The sequence below is a fragment of the Pseudomonas sp. genome (genome assembly GCF_050739655.1).
Taxonomy (GTDB): domain Bacteria; phylum Pseudomonadota; class Gammaproteobacteria; order Pseudomonadales; family Pseudomonadaceae; genus Aquipseudomonas.
Genome location: NZ_JBOIBY010000667.1, coordinates 1 through 4,198 on the forward strand (window position 1 = coordinate 1; position 4,198 = coordinate 4,198).

At 55.1% G+C, this 4,198-nt stretch carries 4 protein-coding genes and 1 pseudogene; 4 read left to right on the forward strand and 1 reads right to left on the reverse strand.

The annotated features are described in order from the left end of the window. Window positions 1-610: 610 nt before the first annotated feature. The 3 genes from ACRESJ_RS31570 (at window position 611) to ACRESJ_RS31580 (ending at window position 3,442) form a co-directional block, all read left to right on the forward strand. A complete protein-coding gene (locus ACRESJ_RS31570) occupies window positions 611-1,555 on the forward strand; it encodes a chromate resistance protein ChrB domain-containing protein (protein ID WP_431761406.1) in 945 nt (314 codons plus the stop codon). Continuing rightward, complete coding sequence (gene chrA, locus ACRESJ_RS31575) at window positions 1,548-2,906, forward strand: chromate efflux transporter (RefSeq protein WP_431761407.1); 1,359 nt, start codon at window positions 1,548-1,550, stop codon at window positions 2,904-2,906. Before ACRESJ_RS31570 ends, chrA begins: the two co-directional genes overlap by 8 nt. Before the next feature lie 83 nt (window positions 2,907-2,989). After that, window positions 2,990-3,442: a chromate resistance protein ChrB domain-containing protein gene (locus tag ACRESJ_RS31580; RefSeq protein ID WP_431761408.1), complete on the forward strand. Its 453-nt coding sequence runs from the start codon at window positions 2,990-2,992 to the stop codon at window positions 3,440-3,442. A gap of 48 nt (window positions 3,443-3,490) precedes the next feature. On the opposite strand, the gene ACRESJ_RS31585 is transcribed toward ACRESJ_RS31580, so the two are convergent. Next, window positions 3,491-3,637, reverse strand: a complete 147-nt coding sequence (locus ACRESJ_RS31585; RefSeq protein WP_431761409.1) for a YHYH domain-containing protein — start codon at window positions 3,635-3,637, stop codon at window positions 3,491-3,493. A 269-nt stretch (window positions 3,638-3,906) separates the two neighbouring features. Between ACRESJ_RS31585 and ACRESJ_RS31590 the strand changes: the two are divergent. After that, window positions 3,907-4,198, forward strand: a pseudogene (locus ACRESJ_RS31590) (MFS transporter); the annotation flags it as partial.

The following is a 4,198-nucleotide window of genomic DNA, read 5'->3' on the forward strand; positions in this document are numbered from 1 at the left end:
TTAGTGCCTCTTCCATCGGTACACGACTGCTAAGCTTATCCACAATTGCTGATGCCAAAATCAGCAATCCGCCCTGGGTCAATTTTCAATCGGCAGGGTGGGTCAGTTTTCAATCAGCGCCGACAGCTATAGCGGGTATGTGGGGCGATTCGCTCACATCCTGGCACTCAGATTGGAGGATTCCCCACGTAGCCTGGTCGTTTAGCCGCACAGCTCACAAATCTTGTTGTTTGTGCGTGCCCCTTCGGGGAGTGGCTGTCGTGAACCGAGCCGAAGCAAACCACGTCTCGGCCCTTTGGGCTCACATCCTGCACGCCTGCGCGCTCCGCTTGCATTATGAGTTTAATCACAGACCGTAACGTAACTTTTGACTTGTAACGTAAGCAGCGTTACAGAGCACAAAATTACGTTACAGACCTTCAATCGCATTGCTCTTGAAGCCGGATGGAGAACCTCACTCATGGCCACCTCGAACTGCACATATTGACTCTGTGTTCGCCCCCTCTTCTTCCATTGGTCTCGCCAATACCCTACCTGTGAATGGGAGCTTTCCAAACGACCGGGCCAAGAGTAATGTAGCTTTAACTACATAATGCATATCTTACTCTACATGAAAAATTGGGTAGCTCTGATTCTGGGTTTACCAACTGCCAATGCCACCGAACGCATGCGCGCCTGGCGTGCATTGAAGGCTTCAGGTGCGGCGGTACTGCGCGATGGTGCCTACCTATTGCCTGACACCGACTTCTGTCGTGAGGTATTGGCGTCTGTCGAACGCGACATCCTGGCGCTAAATGGCACCGCCTACGTCCTGCCTGTCGTCGATCCTGACGGTGAGCGCTTTGTCGAGTTGTTCGACCGTAGCGATGACTACACCAAGCTGCGCACAGAGATCGAAGAATGCCGGGCACAGCTCAATGCGGAGAATGCACTGCTCAGCACGAAGCAGATTCGAAAGCTGCGCAAAACCTACGATCTACTGAGCACTATCGATTTCTTTCCGGGTAAGCCGAAGCGGCAAATCGACGCAGCCTTACAGGAGCTTGAGACGGCAGTCAGCAGAGCGTTGTCTGCGGATGAGCCACACAGCCGCGACCAACCCATAACAGCACTCAATCTTAGCGACTATCAGGGGCGTATCTGGGCAACTCGCAAACGTCCTTGGGTCGACCGACTGGCATGTGCCTGGTTGATCCGCCGCTTCATTGACCCCAACGCACAGATACTCTGGCTAGACACGCCTCAGGATTGTCCAGCCGATGCCCTGGGTTTTGACTTCGATGACGCGACCTTCAGCCATGTCGGCAATCGCGTGAGTTTCGAAACCTTACAAGCCAGTTTTGAACTTCAGGAACCCGGCCTGAGCCGCATTGCCGCAATGGTGCACTACCTCGATATCGGGGGCATTCAGCCGGTGGAGGCTGCCGGAATCGAACGGGTGCTGGCTGGGCTGCGCGAAACTATTGATCATGACGATTATCTTCTGGCTGCCGCGAGCGCCATCTTCGACGGCCTGCTTGCCGGTTTTGTGAAAGAGGAGCAAATCAATGAATAAGGTTGTGGCCTCTGCGACTGAAAAGGAGCTGTCGACGCCTGATGCGATCAGCTTACGCGAGGCGTTTTGGTTCTGGCTGAAGTTAGGGTTCATCAGTTTCGGTGGGCCAGCGGGACAGATTTCGATCATGCACCAGGAACTGGTGGAGCGTCGGCGCTGGATCTCCGAACGACGCTTTTTGCATGCCCTCAATTACTGCATGTTGTTGCCTGGGCCAGAGGCTCAGCAATTGGCGACTTACATCGGCTGGTTGATGCATCGAACCTGGGGAGGCGTAATTGCCGGTGCACTGTTTGTGCTGCCCTCGCTGTTTATCCTGATTGCGTTGTCGTGGATGTACATCGCCTTCGGGGAAGTGCCGGTGGTGGCCGGACTTTTCTATGGGATCAAGCCCGCCGTGACAGCCATCGTGGTGCAAGCAGCCCATCGAATAGGCTCTCGTGCGCTGAAGAACAATTGGCTGTGGGTGATAGCCGCAGCTTCATTCACCGCCATCTTTGCGTTCAATGTTCCGTTCCCGCTGATCGTATTGGGCGCTGCATTGATCGGTTATGTCGGTGGGCGTCTGGCGCCTGAGAAATTCAGAGCTGGGGGCCATAGTGCGGCCAAAAAATCTTTCGGCCCGGCCTTGATTGATGACGACACTCCGTCCCCGGAGCATGCCCGGTTTAGTTGGTTAAAACTGGCAATGCTGGGACTGATCGGCGCCGCGCTGTGGGCGTTGCCCATGGGGATTTTGACCGCCCTCTTTGGTTGGGAAGGCACCTTGACCCAAATGAGCTGGTTCTTCACCAAGGCTGCATTACTAACCTTTGGCGGAGCCTACGCGGTACTGCCGTATGTCTACCAAGGCGCAGTCGGGCACTATGGCTGGCTAACCCCTACGCAGATGATCGATGGGCTTGCGCTGGGGGAAACCACACCAGGGCCGCTGATCATGGTGGTGGCCTTCGTCGGCTTTATCGGGGCCTATGTCTCGCAGGTGTTCGGTGCCGATCAACTATTTCTTGCGGGTGCTGTGGCTGCCTCCTTGGTGACCTGGTTCACCTTCCTGCCCTCATTCCTGTTCATTCTCGCGGGTGGCCCGCTCGTGGAATCGACCCACAACGAACTCAAATTCACCGCACCGCTCACCGCCATTACGGCGGCAGTCGTCGGTGTGATTCTCAATCTGGCATGTTTCTTTGGTTATCACGTGCTTTGGTCAAAGGGCTTCAGCGGCAACCTGGACTGGCCCTCTGCACTGATCGCCATTGCAGCGGCGATTGCCTTGTTCCGCTTTAAGCGGGGCGTCATTCAGGTGCTGATGGTCTGTGCGCTCGTGGGCTTGGCAGTGCATCTGTTGCGCTAGAGAGGACGAGTTGGTTAACAATCTTTGGCGGGCCCTGGGCCCGTCAGATCACCCAGCCTACTGACCTAGGCAGGCGGTGTTCCATGAGGTGGATTACCCGTGAACGACCCAAGATCGACCGCATCGCCTGTCCTTGGTTGATCGCTCGATTTATCGATCCTCAACCCGAGTTTTTATACGTTCCCAGCGGTGATGTGTTGCGGTTAGCGGTGGAGAAAGATGCCGCGCCCTATGACATTCCCGGCGTAGAACTGACTCACGAGGGCGAGCTGTGTAGCTTCGATGCGTTTCTGAAAAAGTACCAGCTCAGTGAGCCTGCCTTGCAACAGCTGGCCAAGATTGTGCGCGGAGCAGATACCTCGCGCCTAGATCTAACGCCACAATCGGCTGGGCTGTATGCAATTTCATTGGGACTGTCTCAGCGCTATTCCGACGATCATGAAATGCTTTCGCACGGACTGATCCTGTACGACGCGCTGTATGCCTGGTGCAAGGAATGCCAAGGTGAAACGCATAACTGGCCTCCACAAATGTGAGAGAGCCAGCCTGCATCAAAGCCCAGTTTCAAGCTGGGCTTTTGCCGTTTAGTGGCAGTGGTAGTCGTTCGTTTTATGGTTGCGATGGCAACCTTTTGAATCAGTACCACCACTATGCGCGAAGGCAGCAACGGACGAAATCGAAAGTAAAGCGGCGATCAAAAGGGCAGACAGTTTCATCAGGGCTTGCTCCATGCTTATGGTTTTATAGCCGTGAGATCTCTCACGCCCCACAGCGTATGGCCAATTGCCTTCATCGAGCAAGCAACTTCCTCACTGTCTCCCTGACATTCGATGAAAGGCTGAGTGCCTATTTCTTGAGGTACCACTCTCTCTGGTTTAGGATGATGCCATATCCCCCTGGGGGGGATGTGACATCATCTGCAAATGAGAAACTCGTCGCTCTTTCTTCGAGAAATGCTCGAAAACCAGATGGGCACACGTCTTTCCATTTGAGATTTCTCATGCTGAAAATCCTAGCCAACCGAACCTACCGTCATCTCTTCCTAGCCCAGGTCATTGCGCTCGTGGGGACTGGTCTTGCCACTGTCGCATTGGGCCTACTGGCTTTCGACCTTGCAGGCGCCCAAGCGGGCGCTGTCCTCGGTACGGCGCTGGCGATCAAAATGACGGCCTACATCGGCGTTGCGCCGATTGCAGCGGCTTTCGCAGAGCGTCTACCCCGTCGGGCAATGTTGGTTTCGCTGGATCTGGTGCGAGCCTTGGTTGCACTGGCACTGCCGTTCGTGACGGAAG

Bases quoted from the DNA above. Each gene is read 5' to 3' on its own strand.
- chrA (WP_431761407.1), top strand. From the start codon at position 1,548: ATGAATAAGGTTGTGGCCTCTGCGACTGAAAAGGAGCTGTCGACGCCT.
- ACRESJ_RS31570 (WP_431761406.1), top strand. From the start codon at position 611: ATGAAAAATTGGGTAGCTCTGATTCTGGGTTTACCAACTGCCAATGCC.
- ACRESJ_RS31580 (WP_431761408.1), top strand. From the start codon at position 2,990: ATGAGGTGGATTACCCGTGAACGACCCAAGATCGACCGCATCGCCTGT.
- ACRESJ_RS31585 (WP_431761409.1), bottom strand. From the start codon at position 3,637: ATGGAGCAAGCCCTGATGAAACTGTCTGCCCTTTTGATCGCCGCTTTA.